The organism is Rhodoferax sp. ZS1R8 (assembly GCF_056521325.1).
Genome location: NZ_JBWMBA010000169.1, coordinates 1 through 1,095, shown reverse-complemented (window position 1 = coordinate 1,095; position 1,095 = coordinate 1). Strand labels below are relative to the sequence as shown.

The window sequence follows — 1,095 nt, the reverse complement described above, 5'->3', positions numbered from 1 at the left end:
GATGCCAAGTTTCAGTCGCCCTGCGGTAAGTAATGACAACCCCTATTCGGAGTCGCTCTTCAAAACATTGAAATACCGTCCCAACTATCCGAGTCGAGCCTTCGAGAACCTGCTGGTGGCCAGGCAGTGGGTCGGCACATTCGTTCACTGGTACAACCATGAGCATCGTCACAGCGCAGTGCGCTTGGTCACGCCAGAGCAGCGCCATGCAGGTCAGGACGCCGCCTTACTAGCAAAGCGTGTGGACGTGTATGAAACAGCAAAAGCCAAGCACCCGCAGCGCTGGAGTGGCTCCACCCGTAACTGGCAACCCGTGCAGGTTGTTCCCCTCAATCCAGATCAACAAAAATCAAACACGCAGAGTCGAAAGGAAAATCAACCAGAACTCAAAAAAGTCGCATAAATTAACACTCATAGGCGACAACTAGCTTGACATTCACCGGTGACGAATCTTGTGCGCTGGTACAACCTTGAGCATCGCCATAGTGCGATCAAGTTTGTGACGCCACAGCAGCGTCACGCGGGTTTGGATAAATCAATGCTCAAAAACCGCGAAGTGGTTTACGCCGCTGCACGCAAGTCCAATCCGAACCGTTGGTCGGGTTCGACTCGCAACTGGAACCCAATCGATGAAGTGCGCCTCAACCCAATTACAGCCCCGAGAAAGGAAGCAGCGACCACACTAAAAGCAGCCTGAATAGCCAATAAAAATGCGACAACTACCTTGACAACGACCATACCGGGGCTTCCAGCGAAATTCGCGAATACGAAGACTTTTCCCCCAGGAGACAACTGCTTTGTTCCCGACTTCGTTTTGGCACCACCTGGGCCATACTGCCGAAGACCAACAACATTCGCCACCGTGAACCGCACCTTCTTGTCCCGTCTCGCTGCTATACGTACGCCAACAAGTCCCATCGATGCGACCTTGGTCCGGTTCGGTGTCCGGGGTGCAGGGTTCTTGCTGGCGTTTCCCTTGGCTACGCGCCGGACCGAAGCCATCTCCGCAGGGTCGCCGCTTGGGCGCTCCCCTTTGTTCGACGGTTTCTCAGGTACTTCGCACCTTAACTTTGGTTTCTGCGCCTTCTCACCGGC

At 54.3% G+C, this 1,095-nt stretch carries 2 protein-coding genes and 1 pseudogene; all 3 read left to right on the top strand.

Features of this window, described 5'->3' with window-relative positions; genetic code table 11:
* On the top strand, positions 1 to 403 hold a 403-nt coding region (locus AC097P_RS24725; RefSeq protein WP_479613060.1), incomplete at its 5' end, for an integrase core domain-containing protein.
* A 39-nt stretch (positions 404 to 442) separates the two neighbouring features.
* Positions 443 to 697, top strand: a pseudogene (locus tag AC097P_RS24720) (IS3 family transposase); the annotation flags it as partial.
* A gap of 165 nt (positions 698 to 862) precedes the next feature.
* Positions 863 to 1,095: hypothetical protein (locus AC097P_RS24715; RefSeq protein WP_479613059.1), on the top strand; the 233-nt coding region annotated here is incomplete at its 3' end.